Here is a 22,096-nt window from a genome sequence, read left to right as displayed (position 1 = left end):
CCCGGCCCGGCTACGGCCCGGCGGCGCGGAGCTTGTCCATATTGGCGCGATATCGGTCAGCCCCGCCCCGAAAGGTGGCGCTGCCGGCCACCAGCACGTCGGCACCGGCGGCGATCACGCGGGGGGCCGTATCCCCATTGATGCCGCCATCCACTTCCAGGTCGATGGACAGACCCAGCATGGCGATTCGTTCCCGCACCGCCTCGATCTTGCGAAGCTGGCTGTGGATGAAGGACTGACCGCCAAAGCCGGGATTGACCGACATCAGCAGGATCAGGTCCACATCTTCATAAACATAGTCCAGCACATGGGCGGGGGTGGCCGGGTTCAGCGAAACCCCGGCCCGCTTGCCCAGCCCCCGGATGGTCTGAAGGCTGCGGTGCAGGTGCGGGCCCGCTTCCGCATGAACGGTGATGATGTCCGCGCCCGCGTCGGCGAAGGCTTGCAGATAGGGGTCCGCGGGCTGGATCATCAGATGCACGTCAAACGGCTTGTCGCTATGGGGCCTGAGCGCCTTCACCACATCCGGGCCGATGGTGATATTGGGCACGAAATGGCCGTCCATCACGTCCACATGGATATAGTCGGCGCCTGCCGCGTCCACGGCGCGCACTTCCTCCCCCAGCCGGGCGAAATCGGCGGACAGGATGGACGGAGCGATTTTGACGGTGCGAGTCATGGCCGTTTGCCTAGCAGCTTGCCCTTTCTTTGCCAAGTCTCTTGGGCGGTCACTCAGGTGGCCTTCTCGGCGGTATGGGTGCCTTGTGCGGGCGCGGCGGGCTTATCCCGCCGCCAGCGGGCGAATCAGGCGGGCCATGTAAAAGCCGTCCATGCCGCCCGCATCGGCCATCAGGCCCGGATGGGTGCGGATGTCGCCCGTTTCGGTGACCGCCTCCGCCAGCGGCCCCAGATTTTCTTTCGGCAGGGCCTGGCGCCGGGCCTGCGGGGTGCGGTCCAGAAAGGCGGCCACCTGATCCGGCCCCTCCCGGCTTTGCAGGGAGCAGACGCAATAAACCAACACGCCGCCAGGTGGCAGCAGGGCAAAGGCCCGGTCCAGCAGTTTCGCCTGAAGGGCGGCCAGTCTGGTCACGTCGTCCGGCCCCTTGACCCAGGGCGTATCCGGGTTGCGCCGAAGCGTGCCCGTGGCGCTGCATGGCGCATCCAGCAGGATATGGTCCACCGGCTCCGGCGGCGTGTATTCCAGCGCGTCGGCCACCGCCACACGGGCGGTCAGGCCCGTGCGGGCCAGATTGGCGTGCAGCCGGGCCAGCCGCTTTTCCGACCGGTCCACCGCCGTGACACGGGCGCCCGCCGCGGCCAGTTGCAGGGTCTTGCCGCCGGGCGCGGCGCACAGGTCCAGCACATGGCTGCCCCCTATGGCGCCCAGCAGGCGCACCGGCAGGCTGGCGGCCATGTCCTGCACCCACCACTGGCCTTCGCGGTAGCCGGGAAGCGCGGTCACGTCGCCCGCGCGGGTCAGCCGAACCGCCCCCGTGGGCAGCGGCGTGCCGCCCAGCGTGGCGGCCCATGTGCCGGTGCCCGCCGGGTCGCGCAGGCTGAGATCCACCGGCGGTTCGGTGCGCAGGGTGCGCGCCACGGCACGGCACGCATCGCTCCCCAGTGTGCTGGCCCAGTCATCCTTCAACCAGGCGGGCAGGTCGGCCAGCGGGTCAATGTCCAGCCTTTCAACCAGATCGGCCCGTTCCCGTATGGCCCGGCGCAATATGGCGTTCACCAGCCCGGCCAGGGCGCTATCCCCCTTGCCGCGCGCCTTGACCAGCCGCACCGTGCCGTCCACCGCGCCATGATCCTGGGTGCGCAGCAGCAGAATTTGCGTTAGGCCGAGCAGCAGGGCGCTTTGCACCGCCGCCCGTGCCGGTTTCAGGGGTTTGTCCATCAGGCTTGCCAGCAGCGCCGACAGGCTGCCATGGCGCCGTAGCGCGGTATAGACCAGCGTGGCGGCAAAAGCCCGGTCGCGCCCGGTCAGGCCGTGGTGGTCGAAATGCTCCGGCAGGGCGGTTTCCAGCACCTGGCGTCGGCTGATTACGGCCATATGGGTGGCCAGCGCGGCGCTGCGCGCCGGGTCGGCGGGCGCGCCGGAGCGCGTTTTTGCGGGCCTTTTGGGCTGTCTGTCCTGATTGGCGGTCATGGGGCCGCTTTACGGGCTTTTCGGCCCGCGCGCAAGCACCCACTGGACGGCGCAGAGTCAAGGCCATAGGCTGCGCCCACGAGATCGCCCACTGCCCGGCCCATGCCGCGAAAGTCGGGGCGCCACCGCATTGGGGGGACATGCCATGGACCGTGACATCATTCTCGCGCGCCGCTTCAACGGCCCGCCGAACAGCGCCAATGGCGGCTATGCCAGCGGCTGTGTGGCCGCCGGGCTGGAAAAGGGCCATGGCGGGAATCAGGGGGACGGCCAGCAGACGGGGCTGGGCGGCACGGTGAGCCTGAAGGCGCCGCCGCCGCTGGATCGCCCATTGCGGCTGAGCACGGGCGCCGACCGGGCCACCCTGCATGACCCGATGGCGGATCGGCTGCTGGCGGTGGCGGAACCGGGCCTGCCGGATGTGACCCTGCCCGCGTTGCAATGGCCCCCGCGGCTGGACCGGGAAACCCCGCTGCCGCCGCCCGGCGCCGCCTTTGCGCCTTTTGACGGCTGTTTCGTCTGTGGGTCGGCGCGCACGCCGGGCGATGGGCTCTGCCTGCATCCCAGCCCGGTGGCGGGGCGGGACGACGGCCTTGTGGCAGCCCCCTGGACGGTCAGCCCGGACCTTCTGGACAATGGCCACCGGGTGGCGCCGGAATATCTGTGGGCGGCGCTGGACTGCCCCGGCTATTTCGCCTGTGCCGCCGGGGAAGCGGCGCTTCTGGCCCGTTTCAGCGTGCGTATTCTGGAACGGCCCGGTGCGGAAGACGGCCTGATGGCGCTAGGCTGGCCGCTCAGCGGATCGGGCCGCAAGCGGCGCTGCGGCACGGCGCTGGTGGGCGGTGACGGGCGGCTTCTGGCGCTGGCCGAGGGGCTTTGGGTCGTGGTGGACCCTGCCACCATCACCGGGGGGACGGCGTGAGCGGTGAGACCACCCGCACCGGGCTTGCCAACTATCTGGAACCCAGGGTGCTGGCCACCTTCTTTTTCGGCATGTCCAGCGGGTTCCCGCTGACCTTTGTTATTTCCATCACCGGGTTCTGGCTGTCCCGCTTCGGGGTATCTAAGGAAACGGTGGGCCTGTTCGCCCTGGCCACCATGCCCTATGCGTGGAAGTTCCTGTGGTCGCCGCTGATCGACCGGCTGCCTTTGGGGCGGCTGGGCCGCTGGATGGGGCACCGGCGAAGCTGGCTGCTGCTGATCCAGGCGTTGATGGCGCTGGCGCTTTTCGCGCTTTCCGGCCTGAATCCGGCGGACGATATCGGCGCCATCGCCGCGCTGGTGCTGGCGGTGGGCTTTCTGTCCGCCAGTCAGGATATTGTCATAGACGCCTATCGTATCGAATTGCTGGATACGCGCCAGCAGGGTTTCGGCGCGGCCATGACCACCTTCGGATATCGGGCGGGCAATCTGATCGTGGGCTATGGCGTGCTGATGCTGGCGGAGGTGATCGGCTGGTCCGCCGCGATCGCGCTTCAGGTATTGTTGCTGGCCCCGGCGCTGGTGGCGGCCCTGTTGATCGGGGAGCCGAACCACCCGCCGGAACGCTTCGCCCGGCGGGAAATGAACCGGGTCGCCGGGATGACCCGCGGGCGCCGTGTGCTGGCCTTTCTGTATGAAGCGGTGGCGCTGCCGTTCAAGGAATTCACCCGGCGCGACAATTGGCTGCTGATCCTGGCCTTCATCTTTTTCTTCAAGATGGGGGATGCCATCACCGCCATCATGACCGCGCCGCTGCTGGTGGAGCTGAATTTCACCGATGCCGAGATCGCCAATGCCAACAAGCTGGTGGGAACCATCGCCTTGTGGACCGGAATCGCGCTGGGAAGCTGGGTTTACTGGCGGCTTGGCACGTTCCGGGCACTGCTGCTGTCGGGTGTGCTGATGATGCTGACCAATCTGGTGTTCGCCTGGCTGTCACAGCAGGGTGCGGACGTGGTGGCGCTGGCGGTCACCATCGGGGCGGAGAACTTCTCCACCGGGCTGGGCACCACGGTGACGGTGGCCTATCTGTCCGGCCTGTGCAATCTCAGCTTCACCGCCACGCAATATGCGCTGCTGTCGTCGCTGGCCAGTCAGGCGCGGGCGCTGGTGGGGGCCTTTTCCGGCGAACTGGCGGCGGGCACGGGCTGGGTGATGTTCTTCGTGCTGGCCACGCTGGCGGCGGTGCCGGGGCTGGTTCTGCTGGGCGTGATGTGGCGGCGCGGCGTGGTGGGCGAGACCCCGAAAGCCGGGAGCAATGCGGGCGGTGCACAATAGAAAGCCCTTGCAAGCGGGCGCTGCACCTAACAGGCTGTTATCGTCACGGGACTGTCACTGGACGGCGGTGTCCGTCCACGATAGACACCCAGATCAGTGACACTGCACTTGGGGGAGCGTGATGAAGCCATATGCCCGTATCCGTCCGCGCGTTGCCGCGGCGCAAGCCATGGCCGGCGCGCCATCCTATGTGCGTCAGGGCAGTCTGGAAGTGCGCCTTGCCCGCTCCTTCAAGGAAATCAAGGCGGCGCAAAAGCTGCGCTACCGGATCTTCTACGAGGAAATGAACGCCCGGCCAGACTGGAAGGCCCGCATGACGCGGCGGGACATCGATCCCTATGATCCCATATGCGACCATCTTCTGGTGATCGACCATGACAGGCCGCGCGGCAAGCGCATTGTGGGCACCTATCGCCTGCTGCGCGAAGAGGTGGCCAAAGCCCATGACGGCTTCTACAGCGCGGGTGAATATGACCTGTCCGGTTTTGAGAGCCCGGAATTTCAGGCGCTCAAGGGGGACGGGCGGCAATTGCTGGAACTGGGGCGGTCCTGTGTGCATCCCGATTATCGGGGCAACAGCACCATTCAGATGCTGTGGAAGGGCATTGCCGAATATCTCAAGGAACACAATATCGCCTATATGTTCGGCTGCGCCAGCTTCCCCACCACCGACCCGGACAGCATTCAGGAAGCGCTGGCCTATCTTTATCACAATCATCATGTGCCTGCGGAATTTTCCATTCGCGCGCTGGATGATCAGTTCGTGGCGATGGATGCGGTGCCCGCCGATTCCCTGGATAACCGGGCCGCGCGGCGCGCCCTGCCGCCCCTGATCAAGGGCTATCTGCGAATTGGCTGCCTTATCGGTGACGGCGCCGTGGTGGACGAGCAGTTCGGCACCACGGATGTTTTCATCCTGCTGCCCGTGGAAAAGATTGCCCGGCGTTATTCCCGCCACTATGACGTGGGCGAAGGCGCCAATGACACGGATGGAAAGGCCGCCGAAGCAGGCGGCTGACAGCGCGGCTCATGCCGGGCTCATGCCGGGCTCATGCCGTCACGTCTGCCGGGTGCCGTGTGCGGCGGCTTCAGGCGGCGGCGCCCTTGCGGAAATCCAGTGTGAAATTATTGGCGGGCATGGCATGGCGACCGGCCAGGCGCAGGCCGTGCTTCGCGGCCTCTTCCCTGAGCGTGTCCAGATCCCGGATGCCCCATGAAGAATCGCGTGATTTCAACGATTCGTCGAACTTTTCATTGCTGTCGGATGTATGTTTGCCGTCGATCTTGTACGGCCCATAGCTGATCAGTGCCGCCCCTTCGCTCAACAGGCGGCCCGCCTCTGCGAACAGGGCCTGTGTCACCGCCCAGGGGCTGATATGCATCAGATTGATGGCCAGGATCGCCGCCGGTGATTCATCGAGCGGCCAGGGGCTTGCGGTTACGTCCAGCGTCAGGGGCGGGCGCAGATTGGCAGCATTCGCATGGTTCACCCAGGCGCGGATGCTGCCCAGGTGTTCATCGTCCCGGTCGCTGGGTTGAAAGGTCAGGTGGGGAAAGGCGCGGGCGAAGGCCGCCGCATGTTCGCCGGTGCCGGATGCCACCTCCAGCACCATGCCGCGCGCGGGCAGCAGGGGGGTGAGCGTTTCGATCAGGGGTGCGGTGTTGCGCGCCACCGCCGGGGCGTGGCGGCGCCCGTCGTCACTGTGGTCGGGGTCGAAAAATTGGGCCATGATGGCGCCTCCCTCGCTTAGCGGATGCCTTTTTTCAGCCGCAGGATCAGGAAAATCGGCACCACGATGGCGGCGCCCAGAGCCATGTATTGCAGGCCGCTGGTCACCAGCCAATGCCAGATATCCGCCAGAACATTGGCTGCCCAGCCATAAATGTCGCCCGGCGACAGCCCCAGCGCATAGAGAATGGCCCCCACGATCAGGCTGAGCAGCGCCAGTTTCAGCACGGTTTTAAGATCCACCCGTGTCATCGGGGCCCTCCTTCGTGGCCGGGGGCGCGGTGCCCGCCGGGTCATCGGACGCCGTGTCCGTTTCGGTTTCCAGAATCCGTTCGGGCAGTGGCCCGGTCAGGCTTTGCCGGATGCAGCGGCCCGTGTCATAGGGGCGGCCCCGGCTGTCCCGCGCGGTCAGGCGCCGGGCGCGAAAATGGGCGCCGGGTTCGGGTTCGTAGAACACCAGTTCCAGCACGCACTGGCCATGATCGAACAACATGATCTGCACCGTGTCGTCCCGGCGCGTCAGGTCCGGTTGACCAAAGGCGCCGACCGCCTCCGCCGGGGTCAGGCCGTGCAGCAATTGCGGGCTGATCCTGCGCGGTGCCTTGGGAACCTCGGCGGTGGGCGCGATATCGGCCTTGGCGGTTTCGGTGGCCTCGGCGGGGGGTGGCGCCTTTTCCGGCGCGTTGTCGCCAAAGGGCAGATTGCCGCCACAGGCCGCCAGCACAAGCGCCGCCGCCAGGGGCCGAAAGGCGCGCAAAGCGGAAGGTGCGCGAAACAGGGAGACACGGAACAAAAGGGCGGTCATCGGCCAGCCTCCCGGTGGAACAGGTCATGGACCAGATGGGTCATGACGGCGGTGGCGATGATGGGCGCCACCAGATTGACCACAGGGATCAGGAACAGGCCCGCGATCACCACGCCGCCCATGAATACGCGGTCCCGGCCCCGGCGGCGCAGGGCCACCATGTCCCGCTCCCGCATGTGGCGAAGCGTGACAAGCTCGAAATATTCCCGGCCCAGCAGGATGCCGTTCAGCACCAGATAGAGCGCCAGCGTGCCCACCCCGCCGGTGAGCGCCAGCAGTATCACATAGGGGATCAGCGCCAGCAGGTTCAGCAGCAGCACCAGGCCCAGAAGCTTCAGCGCGCTGATGGCCGGATCAATCCAGCCGGGGTCTCGCGCGCCCTGCCGGTTGGGGTAATAGCGGGCTTCCACCGCATCGGCCACCCGTTCCAGCATGAAGCCCATCACCAGCGTGACCATGGCGGGAAACAGGAACCAGGCGGCCACGGCCACCACGGCCCAAAAACCCAGATCGGCCACCCATTGGGGCAGCCAGTCCGCCTCCATCGTCAGGCTGGCGGGCCAGAACAGGTCGGCCAGCACCACCACCCCGGCGAAGGTGAGCGCCGCCACCGCCAGGCTCAGCGCCAGAACGCGGCGAAAGGTGGGGTCCAGCAACTGCGACCAGGTGCGGTTGAGCGCGGTGATGATCATGGGGCGGCCTGCCGGATGGCGGGAACAGGGGGCTGTGTTGTCATGGGAACCATTGTTATCGTCCCCTCACTGTCCTTGCAATCGCACTTTTCCCCGCTAGGCTGCCAAAAAAGCGCAACAGGGAGCCGACGCCGTGTCCGATACCAAGACCGTTCTTTGCATGGGCAATGCCATCGTGGATGTGATCGCCCGCGTGGATGATGCCTTTCTTGACCGCCATGAGCGGATCAAGGGGTCCATGATGCTGGTGGATGAGGCCACCTCCGCCGCGCTCTATGATGCCATGCCGCCCGCCATTGAGCGTTCCGGCGGCTCGGCGGCCAATACGGCGGTGGGGATCGCGGCGTTCGGCGGCGCGGCACGCTATATCGGCAAGGTGCGCGATGACCAGCTTGGTCGCGTATTCAGCCATGATATTCGCGCCGCGGGCGTGGCTTTCGAGACCCCGGCGGCCTCCGATGGCCCTGCCACCGCCACCAGCATGGTTCTGGTAACCCCAGATGCCCAGCGTACCATGAATACCTATCTGGGTGCCTGCGTGGGACTGACCGTGGACGACGTGGACGCGGACGCCATCAAACAGGCGGGCATTCTGTATGTGGAAGGCTATCTGTGGGATACGCCGCCCCAGAAGGAGGCCGTGACACGGGCCATGGACATCGCCCGCGAAAACGGCGTTCAGGTGGCGCTTACCCTGTCGGACAGTTTCTGCGTGGATCGGTTCCGGGCCGAATTCCGGGCCCTGGTGGAAGGCCGGGTGGACATATTGTTCGCCAATGAGGATGAACTGCTGTCCCTGTATGAAACGCAAAATCTGGAAGAGGCCAAGGAACAGGTGCGCCGGTGCGTGGATCTGGTGGCCGTGACCCGTTCGGAAAAGGGGTCCATCATCCTGCACGGGGATGAAGGCATCACCGTGCCCGCCCTGCCGACGGATGTGGCGGACAGCACCGGCGCGGGCGACCTTTATGCCGCCGGGCTGCTGTATGCGCTGGCGGCGGGGCTGACACTGGAACAGGGCGGGCGACTGGCCAGCATGGCGGCGGCGGACGTGATCTCCTATCTGGGCGCGCGCCCGGAAAACGATCTCCGGCAACTGACGGTGGACCGGCTCGGCCTGCACCTGCCCGGCTGAAGCGCCTCTGGCTTCGGGGGGTGGCCGCGCCGGGGCACGGGCGGGCCGTGGCGGGCGCGCCAACTTTGGTTGAGCCGCGTGTTTCCGCCATTGGCGGCGCCGCCAATTGGGCTTAAACTCCCCGCCTCGGGAATGGCAACAAACGGGTGCGCGATGGCTGTGCGGAAAGGGACCACCGATCTTGCGCCGCTGGGCGTGTTTCTGCTGGTGCTGGGGGTGCTCAGTGCCCTTGCCTATACCCTGTTGATAGAATTGGGCCTGATCCGAAACTATCTGGCGCTGCTGATGTGGGCGCCGGGGCTGGCGGCGCTGGCCACGGTGAAGCTGCTCGGCCTGTCCTTTTCGGACCTTGGCTGGCGCTGGCCGGGGGCGGGTCTTGTGCTGAAAGCCTATGGGCTTGGGCTGGCGCTGCCGGTGCTGGCCTATGGGCTGGTCTGGTCACTGGGGCTGGGCGGCGTGGTGGATGACGCCTATCTGACCAAGATGACACGCTATCTCGGCATGGGGGAAAGCTGGCCGATCTGGGCCAAGCTGGGCTTTGTGGTGCTGGTGCAGCTCAGCATCGGCTTTTTCTGGCACGCCACCACCACCATCGGGGAGGAAATCGGTTTTCGCGGTTTTCTTCAGCCCCTGCTTCAGAAACGGTTGAACGGCGGCGTGGCGGCGGTGCTGATCGGGCTGGGTGTGGCCTTGTGGCACGCGCCGCTCATCTATTACACCGATTATGGCGCGGGCCCGCGGGACCTGGGCCTGCAAATGGGTTTTTTCACCCTTCTCATGGTGGGGCAGAGCCTGCTTCTGGCGGCGTTTCGTCTGGCCAGCAACAGCATATGGCCGGGTGCCGCGCTTCGCGGGGTGCACAATGTGGCGGTATTCTGGTTGCTGTCACCCATGACCGTCGCCTATGACAGCACCCGTCTGTATGAGGGTGAATTCGGGCTGATCCTGCCCGCCCTGACGCTGGCGGCGGGGCTGCTGGCGTGGCGGTGGATGCATCGCCGCCATCTGGACCAGCCGCTTTCGGCGCGGCGGGTGCCGGTCAATGCGGGCTGATTCCACGCCCGCCGATTGATCCATGCGGGTCTGCCAGCCTTATAATCTGCGCACCATGATTCCACGACAGCCCGCCAGACAGCACAGGGCCAGACAATACAGGGCCAGACAATACAGGGCCAGACAATACAGGGAGAGACCCGATGAGCGATCACACCCCGAAAACACCGACCGGGCAGGGCAGCCCCGCCCCCGAAGAACGGCCAGGTCCCGCACAAGCGAATGACGGCAAGACGGATGGCACCCGTCAAAGTCGGGAAATCGGCGGTCAGGCGGGGCCGGAGCCAACCCGTTATGGCGATTGGGAAAAGAACGGCATCGCCAGCGATTTCTGATCCCGTCCCCCGCGTTATCGGCCCCTGATGGACCGCCTCCGCCGCCGGGTTCGTTGCGCCGCGATCCCGGCCCTGATGCTTGCGCCCGCCCCTTACGCTTTGTAAAGGCCATGTATGACCGGATCACAGGAACTTCTGCAAAACAGGCGGCTGCTCGGCTTCGGCCTGGCGACGGCGGCGTTTTCCACGCTGGGCCAGACCTATTTCCTGGGTGTTTATCGCGCGCCGATCCGGGAGGAATTCGGTCTCAGTGATGGCGGCTTCGGGTTGCTTTATCTTGCTGTCACGCTGGGCAGCGCGCTTGGCATCAATCTGCTGGGTCATCTGATCGACCGCTATTCGCTGCGGGCCTATACGCTGGTGGAAGTGGCGGTGCTGGGCGGCGCGGCGCTGTTGCTGTCGGCCACGGACAGCCTGCCCGGCCTGCTGCTGTTGCTGCTGGTGGTGCGCCTGATGGGGCAGGGCATGATGATGCACACCGCCATGACCAGCATGAGCCGCTATTTCAGCAAGGCGCGCGGCATGGCGGTGGCGGTGGCGTCGCTGGGGCTGCCGCTGGGCCAGGCGGTGATGCCGCCCCTGGCGGTCTGGCTGATGATGAGCCTGAGTTGGCGCCAGAGCTGGACCGTGCTGGCACTGGGGTTTCTGGTGATCGGGCCGCTGCTGGTGTTCTGGCTGCTCAGGGGCCATGACAGGCGACACACGGACTGGGCCCACAGGCAGGCGGCGGCGGATCGTGACACCACCACCCTCCGCCCCCGTCAATGGACCCGGCGCGATGTGCTGCGCGATCCCCGTTTCTATCTGATAATGCCCGCTTTGGTGGCCATGCCGTTCTGGGTGACGGCGGTATTCTTCTTTGCCGAATCCTATGCCAGCGCCAAGGGGCTGACCATGCAGGTTTTCACCGCCCTGTACTGGACCCATGCGCTGGGCGCCGCGGTGGTGCCCTTTCTGTGCGGTGCGCTGGTGGACCGGTTCGGTGGCCGTCGATTGATCTGGCTGTTCCCGCCGCTTCTGGCGCTGGCGCTGCTGGTGGGGATCGAGGCCGCCAGCGTGGCGGGTGTAACCGCTTTTCTGGCGCTGGTGGGCATTGCCGGGGGCATGACCATTCCCATATCCAATGCGATCTGGCCGGAACTCTATGGCACCCGGCATCTGGGGTCCATCAAGGCCCTGTTCAATTCCGTCGGCGTGCTGGCCAGCGCCATGTCACCGCTTCTGATCGGCCTGGCGCTGGATGCCGGCGTGGGGTTCGTGGATTTGCTGTGGCTGGGCGTGCTGCATGGGCTGGTGGCGGTGCCGCTGGTGCTGCCCGTGGTGCGCGGACGGGGCATTGGCCGCGCCCGCTAACGCGCTTTACGGGCGGTCGGGCAGATGGCCTTCCCGGCGCAGCCAGTCCACGCTTTCGCCGATCATGTCTTTCAGGCTTGGTGTTTCATACCCAAGCTCCCTTGCCGCCTTGTCACTGGATGCGGATATGGTTTCACATGCGAAATAAGCCTCCTCCGGGGTCAGGCGAGGGCGTTTTCCTGTTACCCGCCCTTGCCACTCGGCCAGATATGCCATCGCCTTGACGACAAAGGCGGGCGGCGCCGGGGCGGTGACGGGCACGTCCATAAGCTCCGCCGCCTGATCGATGAATTCCCGGAAGCTGGCATAGGGGCCGCCCAGAATATAGCGGGCGCCGGTGGGGGCCTTGTCGATCGCCGTCACCATGGCCTTCGCCACCGAGCGGCCATGGGCGAAATTGCCGCCGCCGGGCGGGATGGCGGGCAGGCTGCCATCATGGACCATGGTGATCAGGCGGGCCCAGTTATTGGTGTCATAGCGGCCCACAATATGGGTGGGATTGACGATCACCCCATCCAGGCCTCGCGCGCAGGCTTTTCGCACCAGCTTTTCGGATTCCGCTTTGGTGGCCACATAGGAAACCGCGCTGCGGGCGCCTTTCTGGGGCGTGTCCTCGTTGATGATACCGCGATGCAGCCCGAAGGCCGCGATTGAGGACACATGCACCATGCGCCCGGCGTCCGCGTCCTGATGGGCCTGGATCAGATGGCCGGTGCCCGTGACATTGACGGCACGCTGGCGGTCGGCTTCCCGTGACCATGTGCTGGTGTCGGCGGCGGTGTGGAACACGGCGTCCACCCCGCCCCTGAGCCCGGCCTGAAGCTGTTCCGGGGCGGTCAGGTCCGCCTTGTGGCAGTGAATGCGCGGGTCCAGCAGGGTTTCCGCCTTCGCCGGGTCGCGCACCAGCGCGGTCACATGCCAACCGTCAGCCAGCAGCAGTTCGCTCAAGTGGCGACCTATGAAGCCCGTGGCCCCGGTCAGTGCGGCGCGGCGCATGAGCGCGTCTCCCCCTGTTGCAGCATGATGTCAGCCTGATCGCACGGTGCCCCGTGGGCGCCGGGCGGTCAAGCGGCCCCTTGTCTGCGTGCGGCGGGATGTTCCACCGCCGCCTGCTGCCATTGTGTTTTGCCGTTAACTTCGCTATGTCCACGCGCAAACCTGAAGGAAAAGACCCCATGATTCGCTTGCCTCTTGCCACCATCTTTCTGGTGTTTCTTCTGCTGGTTGCCCCGCATGGCCGTGCGGCGGGCGTGCCTGATGGCATTGCCGCCCTGCTTCAGACCACGGCGGACAAGGGCGACGAAACCCGCTTTCAGACCATTCTGACCACGGCGCTGGAATCCTGGCCGGATCAGCGCCAGGCGCTGCTGACACTGGCGGAAGGCATCAGGCGCGACTGGTTGCAGGATACCCAGAAAAGCGACCTGGCCGAAGCCCGCGCCACCGCCGCCGCCGCAGAGCGGGCGCAGCGTGCACGGGGCTTCATGTATTATGTGGACCCGGCCCTGTGGGACGGCACCATTCAGGGCGGGATCAGTTCCTCGTCCGGCAACACGTCCGAAACGGCGTTCAATGTGGGCCTGTCCTTTGACCGCACCTTCAACGATGTGTGGGAACACGCACTCAATCTGGATGTGGATTTTGCCCGGCGTCAGGGCGTGACCACGCAGGAACGCTATAATCTGGACTATGAGTTGCTCTATAACGCCATCGAGCGGGGCTTCATCGTCAATTACACCGAAATCGACGTGGACCGGCAGACCGGTTTCGATTACCGGGTGATTGAAAATCTGGGCCTTGGGTACAAGCTGCTTGATTCGGATCGTCAGACGCTGAGAGTTGAAGTGGGGCCGGGTGTGCGGTTCAACCGGATCGAGGCGAGCGAGACCGAACCCGCTTTCACCCGCACGGAATTTCTGGGCCGCCTGGCCGGGTCTTATGAATTGCAGATCAATGACGATATCAAGCTGGACGACCGGATTTCGCTGATCGTGGGCGGCCAGTCCACGACCCTGGAAACCGTGGCCGGGGTGTCCACCCGGATTAACAGCGCGCTGTCCGCCCGGTTCGGCTTCGAGGCCAGCTTCGACAGCAACCCCCCGCCCGACACGGCCAACTGGGATACCATCACCCGCGCCAATATCGTTTATGATTTTTGATGTGATCGCCGGGCCGCCTGGGCGGCCCGGTTTTGTTTGATTTCACGCTTGGGTGCTGCGCACCCCGCTCCAAATGGGCGCCGCACTCGCGGCGGGGCGCGGTCGCGCCCTCCGCTCATCCCGCGTGTGCGGGATGGCGGTAGAGGCGGAGTCGGTGCGGGTGGGAGCTGTTTGTTTTCGCTCACGCAGGCACGCTGGCGCGTGCGCTCCGCGCGGGCGCCGCATTGGCGGCGGGGCTCCTTTTCGCTCACGCAAGCGTGCTGCGCACGCGCTCCGCGGGGGCGCCGCACTTGCGGCGGGCCACGGTCGTGGCCGTCGGATGGGTCCGCGTGTGCGGGATGGCGGTAGAGGCGGCGTCGGTGTGGGTGTGCTGTCTGGTGTCAGGGGGCGCCGGTGAGGTGCAGGGTGATGTGGCGCCTGTGGGGGCGGGCGCGGTGTTCCAGCACATAGATGCCCTGCCATGTGCCCAGGCCCAGTCGGCCATCCGTCACCGGAATGGACAGGCTCACATCGGTCAGGGCGGCCTTGATATGGGCGGGCATGTCGTCCGGCCCCTCGGCGGTATGGCGGTAGTTTCCGTCTTCCGGGGCCAGTCTCGCCAGACTGTCGGCCAGGTCCGCTTGCACATCGGGATCGGCATTTTCCTGAATGGTGAGCGATGCGCTGGTATGGCCGATAAACAGATGCGCGATGCCGGTGCGGATGCCGCTTTCCGTCACCTGCCGCACCACATGGCCGGTGATGTCCACCATGCCCGGCCCGGTGGTGCGCCCCGGTGTCTCGATGGTCAGGCAATACTGGCTCTGGTGCGTTATCGGGGTCATGCGGGGGTGGCCCTTAACCGATCGGAATACGGCGCGCCGCGGCGGCGGGTTGTGGCCGGTTCAGGTCGATGTGCAGTAGGCCGTTTTCCAGCCGCGCGCCGGTAACTTCGATGCCATCGGACAACAGGAAACGCCGCTGAAACTGCCGTGCGGCTATTCCCCGGTGAAGATAGGTGCGGTCATCCCCGTCGGCCTCCTCCTGTCGCCCGCGCACCCAGAGCTGATTGGGCTCTTCGATGATGTCCAGTTCATCCCGGCTGAACCCGGCCACGGCGATGGAAATACGCAGGTCATCGGGTCCATGCTGTTCGATATTATAGGGGGGATAGCCGTCGCCGCCGGATCGGCTGATCTGCTCGAACAGATCGTCCAGCGCATCGAACCCCAGAAGCAGCTTGTGATCGAACATGGGCGCCCCGCCTTTGCCTGTCGCGGTGCCGCCCTGTTGGCGGCCCGGCCCTTTATGCTAGATTGGTGCGAACGTCTCAAGCTTTTGCGCGGGAAGGACCTGCTCCATGCGGGGTTTCATCATTGTTCTGTTCGCCGCCTTGCCCGGTTTTGTCGCGCCTGATGGGCACGCCCAGAGCGGCGAGGCACCAAACCGCGTCGGCGCGCCTGTCGCGGTGGAGGAACAGGGGGATGGTCGCCCATCCACGGACTCCGCCGCGCCCGAAGGGCCGGTGGCGGAGGCGATCGCCCAGATACGTGCCGGCAAGGTGAAGGCGGGCCTGGTCTCGCTCAAGCGTTTGGGGGAGTCGGGCGAAGGGGCCGCCTATTTTCACCTGGGCGAGATTTACCGCCTGGGTGTGGAGCGTGAGCCCGCGCCCGCCGTGGCGGTGATGTATTATCGCCTGGCCTCCCGGCTGGGGCATGGCCGGGCCGCGCTGTCGCTCGCCAATATGCTTTATTTCGATATCGCAACGAAGTCGGCCCGGCAGGAGGCGCTGGCGCTCTGGCAGGAACGCGCCCTGATGGGTAATGCGGAAGCCCATTACATGCTGGGGATGCTGTACTGGAACGGGGAAAGCCTTTTACCGCAGGACCCGATCCGCGGCTACGGCCTGGTCTGGCGCGCGGCCCAGGCGGATTTCGGCCCCGCCCATCAGGCCCATGTGCTGATGCGCAAGGATCTGTCGGATCAGGCCCGCGCGGCGGGGGAAGCCTATGCGGCACGGCTGGAGGATGTGGGGTTCCCCAGTGAGCCGCTGGGTATAGACCTGCTCCTTGGCTCCATGCGCCCGGCGGCGGCAGGCAATGTGCAGCGCCGCGCGCCGGAGTCATGGGATGATGTGTGGCACCTTGAGGTGGGGTTCGCCCTTGAGAAAGAGCGGGCGGAAAAGCTGCGCGGGCTGATTCTCGGCAAGCACCGGAAACTGGTGGGCGATCTGGCAAGCACGGTGCGCCCCGCCGGCAGCCGGGAAGGCAAATGGCGCCTGGTGTTCGGGCCCATGGCGGACATGCAGGAAGCCGTGACCCGCTGTGTGGCCCTGAAAAAGGCGGGTCAGGACTGTTTCGCCCGCCCGCCGAAATAACCCGATAGCGGGCGTTTTCCGGGGCCGTCCTGGATGTCAGCGCCCCGCCGCCCAACTGGTATTGGCCAGCTCCATAATGGGTGTGATCTCGCTTTCCGGCACCGCGCCGGGGTCGCCGCCCTCGAAACTGTCATAATGGAACAGATAAAGCCGACTGGCGAACTGGTCGATGGGCAGGGAGGCTTCGCCGAAGCGCTCCCCCCGCCCGGCGGTGGAGACCACCACGTCCTGGCTCCAGTCTTGGCCGCTATCATTATTGGGGTTGAAGAAATAAACGCGGGTTTCCCCGTCCGGGTCCGGGCCGATGCGCAAAATGCTGATGGCGTGCCAGCCGATGAAACGGCCCCGGCTGTCGGTGACGGCAATGCCCGCGGGCTGGGGGTGGATTACCGGCTGGTTGCCATTGTAAAGCGGATGATAAAATGCATAAAAGCGGCGCAGGAAAAGGCCGTGATCCACCAGCGCCCCGCTGGCCGGGTCCACCGCCAGCGCGGTTTGCTGGCCCACCCACCAGCCATGCATTTCCCGGTTGATCCAGGCGTGGGGATCGCCGCCGCGATCGGCGCACAATCGGCCCATTTCCATATAGATGCGGTCCAGATGGGGGACCAGCAGCGTCGAGACCGGGTCCACATCCATTGGCGGTGTGACGGCCATGCCCACGACCAGCGCGCTTGATGCCAGTTGCTGCCCCTCGAACACCATGACCACTTCATTATCCCGCCCGGCGCGGGATACCAGATGCAGCAGATAGTCCGGCGCGGTTTCCGCCCACATGGAGATCGCGCGGGCGGATTGGCAGGTGGGATTGTTCCCCTGACCTACGCCCAGCGGCTGGCCCAGCACGCTCAGCACACCGGCCAGCAGAACGGTTTCCGCCCGCTGAGTGGCGCCAAAGGCCGCGAACAGGCGGTCTTTCACCACGGGCGCCATGGTCAGGCGCATCTGCCGCCACAGGGCCGGAGCCACAGCCGGGTTGAACAGCACGCCGCGTTCCAGTGTCAGTGCGAGGCCGTAAATGGCCTGGGCCGTTTCCGGCGTGATGGCCTGATTGATCAGGGCGGTGACCAGATCGGGATAGCAGTTGAGCGCTTCCTGCCCTGTGCTGCTAAGACCAAGGGCCGCCGACAGCAGTTCCGGGTTGTTCAGCGTGCTGTGGCGCAGAAATACCGCATGATAGGCGGAAACCAGCCCGGTATCGTGAATGGCTCGGCCAAAGGCGCGGGCTTCCTGCATCAGGGCGGAGGCATCCAGTTGGTCCAGCCGTTCATGATAGGCCACCAGGCCGGGGTCTTCCCGTGACAGGGCGGTGGGGCCGAACAGGGCGCTGGCCAGCCGGTCGGCGCCGCGCCCGCCGCCACCCAGATTGAGCGATTCGTCCATCAGGCAGGCGGAAATGCGCGTGACCATCAGGGCCACATTGGTGACCACGATGGGGCGCTGGGCCAGAATGCGCTCCACTTCCGCGATCAGCTTGTCGAAGATTTCGCCGTACCCGATACGATCGGCCAGAAACTGCAACAGGTTGCGGCTGGCCTGCGCCTGGGCTCCCGCGACGCGATCCGCCTCAGAGGCGCCGTCGAACAGGCGGTTCAGGTTCAGGGCCAGCACCTGAGCCAGGAAATGCTGCACCTGTTCGTCCGACAGGCGGGGATTGGGCACCTTGTCTTCGGTCATGGCCAGCAGGCGCAGTTCGCTCAACAGTTCCAGCGTTGCCGTGGCGCGGTCGCTGTTTTCCAGCGTGCCCGAAGCCAGGGTGGGCTGAAGGATTTCCGGTGTTTCCCAGTCGGTGCCCGTGAACAGGCCGATCTCGTCGAACCGGTGCGCGCGCTCATAGGCCCGTGCCACGCCGCCAGGGCGGGCCATCAGGCGGCAGGCCACGTCAAGAACCGCCTGGCGGGCCTGTGCCTTGGCGAACCGGCTTGTTCTGGCCAGTTTGTCCAGGCCGTTATCCAGCAGCCGGGCAAGACGGTCCAGATCGGGGTCGGTGCCGTTTTCCGATGGGGTGTCCCCCGGATTTGGCGCGCTCACCTGGTCTTTGGTCGATTGATCCGACATATGGTCTCCGGTTTGTCCAGCCATGGCATGGCCGACGGCTGATTATTTGTAGAAGTCCAGCTCTTCCTGGGCTTTCAGCAGGTCCCGCATGGTTCCCGCATCGTCGCCGAAGAAATAAAGCAGACCCCAATGCGTGCCGAAGGCGCTGCGCTTGGTGACCTTGGCTTCCAGCGGCTCGCTCAGTTCGTGGTTTTCGAAATAGGGATGGTCCTCGGTTTCCTTCGGCATGTCCAGTTGGCTGACGACCCTTTGACGCGGATACACCCCGAAACAGCCGGCAAAGCCGTGCGCGTCCACCACCTCCCTGGGGAAGAAGGCCTTGATTTCTTCCTCCGTGGTTTTGGGGTCGAAGCACAGGATCACGCCCTGATAGGCGTTGAAGCCATAGGCCCGCTCCAGCAGTTCGAACACCTTGAAGCCGGGCGGCCGGAAAGCCACTTCGCCGAAATACATGGTGCCGTCGCTGGTGACGAAATATTCCGGGTGAATGAAGCCGTTCTCGATCTCGAAGGTGTTGATCAGCTTTTGTACTTCTTCCTCCACGCGGGGGCGCCAGGCTTCCAGTTCGGGCGAGGCGGGCACGAAGACCGAATATCCCAGGGTGACATATTCGCTGATGTTCAGGAAGCGTACCTTGCCATTATGAACCCAGGCTTCCACGGCGAATTCCCAGCCGTCCAGATGGCTTTCCATCAGGATGGGGAATTCGTCATCAGGGATGGTGTCCACCTCGTCGGGTGTGCGGATCACGCGGTGGCCCAGGCACCCGGCCTTGTCGAACGCTTTCAGGTGGATCGGGTCGTTGGGGTCCCCGTCCAGCTTCAGCAAAGTCTGGTTCACCCGTTTCAGAAAGCGGATCACATCGGCGCGGTCGTGGGCTTCCTCGAAAATGCCGACCCGAATGCCGCCCAGTTGCGCCCGGCGTTTCATCAGCGCCTTGTCGCGGAACAGAATGGCCTGCCCGTGCAGCCGCGGGTTGGATTGCAGCACGGCGTTGATGGCACCGCCCCATTCCACCATTTCCTCGAAAAGCGGAATGGCCACGTCCACGCCCATATCCTTCAGCGTTTCGGCGATTTCCATGGAACGATCATTGAGCCGTTCGAAGTTCCATTCCACAAAGGGAATGTCGTGCTCCTCCGCATAGGGGCGGGCCCAGCCCGGCGCGACCACCACATAGCGCCGGTCGAACTGTTCCGCTGCGTCGATCGCACCCAGTGCCCAGCCCAGCAGGGCCACATAGCCTTTGTTCGGATCCTTCTCGCTCATAATACGTCCTCCATAATGGGCCGCGCGCTCAAGCGCCGGTCATCAGACCGGGGTGGCGCGGGCGTGGCAGATTGTCCGGGTACATAACGTCGTCGGGCGCACCGGTGCGGTCGTGTGTTGGCGTCGATTTTCGCCCGGCCATAATCGGATGGCGCGCCTGAATGTCTGCAATGTGATTGCGCGCCGTTCACCCTTTGAGTGTTGGGTCGCGGAGCGCGCGAGTCAAGGGCTGCCACCGGTTCGCCCATGCCGACGGGCGACAATGGACCCGTCAGGGCGTTGGTTTGCGCCAATGCCGCTAAGCCACCCTGAAGAAGACACCGCCGCGAAAAAACCGCAAGATCGTATCCAGAATCAAGGTGATTGTCTTATTAGGGAAATGGTGGAGCCCCAAAACACCTTATTGAATCCGAGGCGACCATCTTTTCAAGGAAATGGTGGAGCCCCAAAACACCTTATTGAATCCGAGGCGACCATCTTTTCAAGGAAATGGTGGAGCCGAGGGGAATCGAACCCCTGACCTCTACAATGCCATTGTAGCGCTCTCCCAACTGAGCTACGGCCCCCCGAAAGATGAGTGGAGGTATGGGCCCGCCTAGGCGAGCGGGGCGGACTATAAGCCAGCCCCCGGCATGGGGCAAGCAGATTTTTCAGAAAATTTATCAAGCCTGATCAGGGGCTTAGCCCGCACCCACCCTGAATGTGACGCGGGCGGTGGCCGCCTTACCCGCTGGTTTTCTCGGACAGTGAATTGTCCACAATGCCGGTGACATCCTTGTCGTCCGCGTCATCCAGGCTGAGCACGTCTTCGTTGTCCGTTTCCAGGTCGTCATTGTTTTCCGCCGCGACCGGTTCCGCCTTGGGTTTTTCCGGCGCCGCTTCCTTGACCATGACCGGCTGCTTGGATTTCAGCACGGGTTCCGGCTTCCATTCATTACCGCATTCAATGCAGGTGACCGGGTCATCCTTTTGCAGATCGTAAAAGCGTAGGCTGCATTTGGGGCAGGTACGCTTGGTTCCCCATTCCGGTTTCGCCACGATGCCTCTCCTGACTGGTTCGGTTGTGCCGCCTTGGCGGCCAATGCGGAAAAGTTTGGCCGCTCACTTGCCATGATGCGCGCATCCTGTCAAAGCATTTGCCGGGTCAGCGGGTGCTGACGCCCGATCGGCCCGGAATTTCATCAGCAATCATGACCATGAACAGGATGTGCCGTGTCCAGCTTAATGTCCCGCCCGCTGTCATCAAATAGTGCCGGTTTGAAGGGCACCGCCCGGATTCCCGGTGACAAGTCCATTTCCCACCGCGCGGTCATGCTGTCTTCGCTGGCGGTGGGCGAAAGCCGCATCACCGGCCTGCTGGAGGGTGAGGACGTGATGGCCACCGCCAATGCCATGCGGGCGCTGGGTGCCGATGTGCGGCGGGGCGATGATGGCACATGGCGCATTGCCGGGGTGGGGGTCGGGGGGCTCGTCACCCCCGAAGATGTGCTGGACATGGGCAATTCCGGCACCTCCACCCGTCTGATCATGGGGCTGCTGGCCAGCCACCCGGTGCAGGCGGTGATCACCGGGGATGCGTCGCTCAGAAAGCGACCGATGGACCGGGTGATCGTGCCTCTGTCCGGCACCGGTGCCCGCATTACCGCGCGGGACGGCAATCTGCTGCCCCTGATGGTGGAAGGCACGGCCACCCCCGCGCCGCTTGATGTGACCCCGCCCATGGCCAGCGCCCAGGTGAAGTCCGCCGTGCTGCTGGCCGGGCTCAACGCCATGGGGGAAACGGTGGTGCGGGAAAATGTGGCCACCCGCGATCACACGGAACGGATGCTGAGCGCCATGGGCGCGCGGCTTGTCAGCGAATCGGACGGCACCGGGGGCCGCGTCATCCGGCTTGCCGGCATGGCCGGGCCGGGTGCCACGCCGCTGGCGCCGCTGCACATGGCGGTACCGGGCGACATATCCAGCGCGGCCTTTCCCATGGTGGCCGCCAGTATTCTGCCGGGCTCGGACATCGTGATCGCCAATGTGGGCCTTAATCCGCTGCGGGATGGCATTGTTCATGCGCTGAAGGCCATGGGGGCGGACATCACCCTTGATGGCCAGCGCACGCTGGGCGGCGAAACGGTGGCCGACATCCGGGTGCGCCATGCCGCCCTTGAAGGGATCGGCGACCTGCCGGTGGACCCAAGCACCCTGATCGATGAATTTCCCGTGCTGTTCGCCGCCGCCGCCGTGGCTCGCGGCACCAGCCATTTCACCGGCCTTGGCGAATTGCGGGTCAAGGAATCCGACCGGCTGGCCGCCATGGCCGATGGCCTGAAGGCGGTGGGTGTGAAGGTGGAAGAAGGCCGCGATAGCCTGACCATCGAAGGGTGCGACGGCCCCGTGCCGGGGGACTGGACCATTCAGGCACAGATGGACCACCGCATCGCCATGGCGTTCGCGGTGCTGGGCCAGCGCAGCCAAAAGGGCATCACCATTGACGACGCCACGCCGATTCGCACCAGCTTCCCCGATTTTGAAGGGCTGATGACCGGGCTGGGCGCGGACCTGTCCTGAGCGGGGTGCCGTACCCGGTTTTGTGGGCGTCCGACCGACGCCGCGGACGCCGAATCGGTTCAGTCGGACCCGTCCATGCCCGCCAATGGTGACCAGGCTGGAGGCGGGCCGTATCTCAAGGATGACAGGATCCCAGGGATGACAGGGCGCCTTTCTCGCGGCTATGGTCGCGCGGCATGGTGAGT

The 22,096-nt window shown here is 65.1% G+C and carries 22 protein-coding genes and 1 tRNA gene; 10 read left to right on the top strand and 13 right to left on the bottom strand.

Annotation, left to right across the window (positions count from 1 at the left end; translation table 11 throughout):
• Positions 1-10: 10 nt before the first annotated feature.
• On the bottom strand, positions 11-679 hold the full coding sequence (gene rpe / locus WGH93_RS01160; protein WP_374763006.1) for a ribulose-phosphate 3-epimerase: 669 nt from the start codon (positions 677-679) through the stop codon (positions 11-13).
• Positions 680-781: 102 nt separating this feature from the next.
• On the bottom strand, positions 782-2,149 hold the full coding sequence (locus WGH93_RS01155) for an RsmB/NOP family class I SAM-dependent RNA methyltransferase (protein ID WP_374763005.1): 1,368 nt from the start codon (positions 2,147-2,149) through the stop codon (positions 782-784).
• A 145-nt stretch (positions 2,150-2,294) separates the two neighbouring features.
• Here WGH93_RS01155 and WGH93_RS01150 point away from each other — a divergent pair, with 145 nt between their 5' ends.
• From WGH93_RS01150 to olsB, 3 genes are all read left to right on the top strand, one after another.
• Positions 2,295-3,071: a hypothetical protein gene (locus WGH93_RS01150; protein WP_374763004.1), complete on the top strand. Its 777-nt coding sequence runs from the start codon at positions 2,295-2,297 to the stop codon at positions 3,069-3,071.
• Positions 3,068-4,408, top strand: coding sequence for an AmpG family muropeptide MFS transporter (locus WGH93_RS01145; RefSeq protein WP_374763003.1), 1,341 nt, complete (start codon positions 3,068-3,070; stop codon positions 4,406-4,408). The genes WGH93_RS01150 and WGH93_RS01145 overlap by 4 nt, the downstream gene beginning before the upstream one ends.
• A 121-nt stretch (positions 4,409-4,529) precedes the next feature.
• Positions 4,530-5,426: a l-ornithine N(alpha)-acyltransferase gene (olsB, locus tag WGH93_RS01140; protein ID WP_374763002.1), complete on the top strand. Its 897-nt coding sequence runs from the start codon at positions 4,530-4,532 to the stop codon at positions 5,424-5,426.
• A 70-nt stretch (positions 5,427-5,496) separates the two neighbouring features.
• Here olsB and WGH93_RS01135 read toward each other — a convergent pair whose 3' ends face one another.
• The 4 genes from WGH93_RS01135 to WGH93_RS01120 are packed head-to-tail and all read right to left on the bottom strand — an operon-like array spanning position 5,497 to position 7,634.
• Positions 5,497-6,138 (bottom strand): DUF938 domain-containing protein, encoded by a 642-nt coding sequence (locus WGH93_RS01135; RefSeq protein WP_374763001.1) that lies wholly within the window; start codon positions 6,136-6,138, stop codon positions 5,497-5,499.
• Between the two features lie 17 nt (positions 6,139-6,155).
• Entirely contained in the window at positions 6,156-6,389 is a 234-nt protein-coding gene (locus tag WGH93_RS01130; RefSeq protein WP_374763000.1) for a DUF6460 domain-containing protein, read from the bottom strand.
• Positions 6,370-6,942 carry a hypothetical protein gene (locus WGH93_RS01125; protein ID WP_374762999.1) on the bottom strand — a complete coding sequence of 191 codons (573 nt, stop codon included), beginning with the start codon at positions 6,940-6,942 and terminating at the stop codon, positions 6,370-6,372. Before WGH93_RS01125 ends, WGH93_RS01130 begins: the two co-directional genes overlap by 20 nt.
• Positions 6,939-7,634, bottom strand: a complete 696-nt coding sequence (locus WGH93_RS01120) for an EI24 domain-containing protein (protein ID WP_374762998.1) — start codon at positions 7,632-7,634, stop codon at positions 6,939-6,941. The genes WGH93_RS01125 and WGH93_RS01120 overlap by 4 nt, the downstream gene beginning before the upstream one ends.
• A gap of 133 nt (positions 7,635-7,767) precedes the next feature.
• Here WGH93_RS01120 and WGH93_RS01115 point away from each other — a divergent pair, with 133 nt between their 5' ends.
• From WGH93_RS01115 to WGH93_RS01100, 4 genes are all read left to right on the top strand, one after another.
• On the top strand, positions 7,768-8,769 hold the full coding sequence (locus WGH93_RS01115) for an adenosine kinase (RefSeq protein WP_374762997.1): 1,002 nt from the start codon (positions 7,768-7,770) through the stop codon (positions 8,767-8,769).
• 153 nt (positions 8,770-8,922) lie between these two features.
• Positions 8,923-9,822, top strand: a complete 900-nt coding sequence (locus WGH93_RS01110) for a CPBP family intramembrane glutamic endopeptidase (protein ID WP_374762996.1) — start codon at positions 8,923-8,925, stop codon at positions 9,820-9,822.
• A 143-nt stretch (positions 9,823-9,965) separates the two neighbouring features.
• Complete coding sequence (locus WGH93_RS01105; protein WP_374762995.1) at positions 9,966-10,157, top strand: DUF1674 domain-containing protein; 192 nt, start codon at positions 9,966-9,968, stop codon at positions 10,155-10,157.
• 114 nt (positions 10,158-10,271) lie between these two features.
• On the top strand, positions 10,272-11,510 hold the full coding sequence (locus WGH93_RS01100; RefSeq protein WP_374762994.1) for an MFS transporter: 1,239 nt from the start codon (positions 10,272-10,274) through the stop codon (positions 11,508-11,510).
• Positions 11,511-11,516: 6 nt separating this feature from the next.
• On the opposite strand, the gene WGH93_RS01095 is transcribed toward WGH93_RS01100, so the two are convergent.
• Positions 11,517-12,506 (bottom strand): NAD-dependent epimerase/dehydratase family protein, encoded by a 990-nt coding sequence (locus tag WGH93_RS01095; RefSeq protein WP_374762993.1) that lies wholly within the window; start codon positions 12,504-12,506, stop codon positions 11,517-11,519.
• 179 nt (positions 12,507-12,685) lie between these two features.
• On the opposite strand from WGH93_RS01095, the gene WGH93_RS01090 reads away from it, so the two are divergent.
• Entirely contained in the window at positions 12,686-13,669 is a 984-nt protein-coding gene (locus WGH93_RS01090; RefSeq protein WP_374762992.1) for a DUF481 domain-containing protein, read from the top strand.
• Positions 13,670-14,049: 380 nt separating this feature from the next.
• On the opposite strand, the gene WGH93_RS01085 is transcribed toward WGH93_RS01090, so the two are convergent.
• Together WGH93_RS01085 and WGH93_RS01080 are read right to left on the bottom strand one after the other, a co-directional pair.
• Positions 14,050-14,493, bottom strand: a complete 444-nt coding sequence (locus tag WGH93_RS01085; RefSeq protein WP_374762991.1) for a secondary thiamine-phosphate synthase enzyme YjbQ — start codon at positions 14,491-14,493, stop codon at positions 14,050-14,052.
• Positions 14,494-14,506: 13 nt separating this feature from the next.
• Positions 14,507-14,902: an Hsp20 family protein gene (locus WGH93_RS01080; RefSeq protein ID WP_374762990.1), complete on the bottom strand. Its 396-nt coding sequence runs from the start codon at positions 14,900-14,902 to the stop codon at positions 14,507-14,509.
• A gap of 106 nt (positions 14,903-15,008) precedes the next feature.
• Between WGH93_RS01080 and WGH93_RS01075 the strand changes: the two genes are divergently transcribed.
• Positions 15,009-16,025, top strand: coding sequence for a tetratricopeptide repeat protein (locus WGH93_RS01075; RefSeq protein WP_374762989.1), 1,017 nt, complete (start codon positions 15,009-15,011; stop codon positions 16,023-16,025).
• A 36-nt stretch (positions 16,026-16,061) separates the two neighbouring features.
• On the opposite strand, the gene WGH93_RS01070 is transcribed toward WGH93_RS01075, so the two are convergent.
• From WGH93_RS01070 to WGH93_RS01055, 4 genes are all read right to left on the bottom strand, one after another.
• Complete coding sequence (locus WGH93_RS01070; RefSeq protein ID WP_374762988.1) at positions 16,062-18,083, bottom strand: hypothetical protein; 2,022 nt, start codon at positions 18,081-18,083, stop codon at positions 16,062-16,064.
• Between the two features lie 42 nt (positions 18,084-18,125).
• Complete coding sequence (locus WGH93_RS01065; RefSeq protein ID WP_374762987.1) at positions 18,126-19,352, bottom strand: ATP-grasp domain-containing protein; 1,227 nt, start codon at positions 19,350-19,352, stop codon at positions 18,126-18,128.
• 490 nt (positions 19,353-19,842) lie between these two features.
• Positions 19,843-19,918: transfer RNA gene (locus WGH93_RS01060), tRNA-Ala, on the bottom strand.
• Positions 19,919-20,075: 157 nt separating this feature from the next.
• Positions 20,076-20,390, bottom strand: coding sequence for a TIGR02300 family protein (locus WGH93_RS01055; RefSeq protein WP_374762986.1), 315 nt, complete (start codon positions 20,388-20,390; stop codon positions 20,076-20,078).
• Between the two features lie 186 nt (positions 20,391-20,576).
• Between WGH93_RS01055 and aroA the strand changes: the two genes are divergently transcribed.
• Entirely contained in the window at positions 20,577-21,911 is a 1,335-nt protein-coding gene (aroA, locus tag WGH93_RS01050; RefSeq protein ID WP_374763214.1) for a 3-phosphoshikimate 1-carboxyvinyltransferase, read from the top strand.
• The last annotated feature ends 185 nt before the right edge of the window (positions 21,912-22,096 follow it).

It is taken from the genome of Yunchengibacter salinarum (genome assembly GCF_037658235.1).
Taxonomy (GTDB): Bacteria; Pseudomonadota; Alphaproteobacteria; order Sphingomonadales; family Kordiimonadaceae; genus Yunchengibacter; species Yunchengibacter salinarum.
Note: the sequence above shows the minus strand (reverse complement) of the source record. Positions and strands in the feature narration are given on the sequence as shown.

Excerpts from the sequence above, each read along its gene's own strand:
- olsB (WP_374763002.1), top strand. The coding sequence starts at position 4,530 with ATGAAGCCATATGCCCGTATCCGTCCGCGCGTTGCCGCGGCGCAAGCC.
- WGH93_RS01085 (WP_374762991.1), bottom strand. The coding sequence starts at position 14,493 with ATGACCCCGATAACGCACCAGAGCCAGTATTGCCTGACCATCGAGACA.
- WGH93_RS01065 (WP_374762987.1), bottom strand. The coding sequence starts at position 19,352 with ATGAGCGAGAAGGATCCGAACAAAGGCTATGTGGCCCTGCTGGGCTGG.
- WGH93_RS01125 (WP_374762999.1), bottom strand. The coding sequence starts at position 6,942 with ATGACCGCCCTTTTGTTCCGTGTCTCCCTGTTTCGCGCACCTTCCGCT.
- rpe (WP_374763006.1), bottom strand. The coding sequence starts at position 679 with ATGACTCGCACCGTCAAAATCGCTCCGTCCATCCTGTCCGCCGATTTC.
- WGH93_RS01135 (WP_374763001.1), bottom strand. The coding sequence starts at position 6,138 with ATGGCCCAATTTTTCGACCCCGACCACAGTGACGACGGGCGCCGCCAC.
- WGH93_RS01100 (WP_374762994.1), top strand. The coding sequence starts at position 10,272 with ATGACCGGATCACAGGAACTTCTGCAAAACAGGCGGCTGCTCGGCTTC.
- WGH93_RS01090 (WP_374762992.1), top strand. The coding sequence starts at position 12,686 with ATGATTCGCTTGCCTCTTGCCACCATCTTTCTGGTGTTTCTTCTGCTG.
- WGH93_RS01130 (WP_374763000.1), bottom strand. The coding sequence starts at position 6,389 with ATGACACGGGTGGATCTTAAAACCGTGCTGAAACTGGCGCTGCTCAGC.
- WGH93_RS01155 (WP_374763005.1), bottom strand. The coding sequence starts at position 2,149 with ATGACCGCCAATCAGGACAGACAGCCCAAAAGGCCCGCAAAAACGCGC.
- WGH93_RS01095 (WP_374762993.1), bottom strand. The coding sequence starts at position 12,506 with ATGCGCCGCGCCGCACTGACCGGGGCCACGGGCTTCATAGGTCGCCAC.
- aroA (WP_374763214.1), top strand. The coding sequence starts at position 20,577 with ATGTCCCGCCCGCTGTCATCAAATAGTGCCGGTTTGAAGGGCACCGCC.
- WGH93_RS01110 (WP_374762996.1), top strand. The coding sequence starts at position 8,923 with ATGGCTGTGCGGAAAGGGACCACCGATCTTGCGCCGCTGGGCGTGTTT.
- WGH93_RS01120 (WP_374762998.1), bottom strand. The coding sequence starts at position 7,634 with ATGATCATCACCGCGCTCAACCGCACCTGGTCGCAGTTGCTGGACCCC.
- WGH93_RS01150 (WP_374763004.1), top strand. The coding sequence starts at position 2,295 with ATGGACCGTGACATCATTCTCGCGCGCCGCTTCAACGGCCCGCCGAAC.
- WGH93_RS01075 (WP_374762989.1), top strand. The coding sequence starts at position 15,009 with ATGCGGGGTTTCATCATTGTTCTGTTCGCCGCCTTGCCCGGTTTTGTC.
- WGH93_RS01080 (WP_374762990.1), bottom strand. The coding sequence starts at position 14,902 with ATGTTCGATCACAAGCTGCTTCTGGGGTTCGATGCGCTGGACGATCTG.
- WGH93_RS01070 (WP_374762988.1), bottom strand. The coding sequence starts at position 18,083 with ATGTCGGATCAATCGACCAAAGACCAGGTGAGCGCGCCAAATCCGGGG.
- WGH93_RS01105 (WP_374762995.1), top strand. The coding sequence starts at position 9,966 with ATGAGCGATCACACCCCGAAAACACCGACCGGGCAGGGCAGCCCCGCC.